The sequence below is a fragment of the Mesorhizobium sp. WSM4820 genome (assembly GCF_055811075.1).
In genome coordinates this window covers 1-487 of record NZ_JBVVQN010000088.1, presented here as the reverse complement: position 1 = coordinate 487, position 487 = coordinate 1, and the positions used below count along the sequence as shown (strand labels likewise).

Here is a 487-nt window from a genome sequence, read left to right as displayed (position 1 = left end):
TGATCGCCTTGACCTTGCGCGTCGACACGCCTTGCACGTACATCTCGACCAGCGCCGACACCAGTGCCTTCTCCGAGCGCTGATAACGCTCGAACAACTCCGTCGAGAACCGGCCGGCCCGATCCTGCGGAACGCGAAGCTCCAGCACGCCAACCCGCGTCACAAGCTTGCGCTCATAATAGCCGGACCGGTAGCCAACCCGCTCCGCCCTCCGCTCGCCTTTCTCGGCCCCGATCGCCTCCGTCATCTCGGCTTCCAAAGCCTCCTGCACCACAGTCTGCAAAACTCTGCGAAAGCCGTCCTCATCCGACAACAGCAACGCTTTCAACTCACCTCTGCTCAGTCTAACGTCTCGCTTGGTCATGGCACTTACCCTTCCACGGGAATCGGTGATCGCAACGTCACCAGCGTGCCATGGCCGCCCCTCGCCTCAGAGTAAGGGCTGTTCTCTCTCCAGAGCTTTTTGCAGAACCTTCAGGACACTATC

1 protein-coding gene is annotated in these 487 nt (G+C 60.4%); it reads right to left on the bottom strand.

The features are described from left to right. Positions 1-364 (bottom strand): transposase (locus tag AC0L2R_RS33840; RefSeq protein ID WP_473514124.1); only part of this gene is annotated, 364 nt, incomplete at its 3' end. Positions 365-487: the final 123 nt, after the last annotated feature.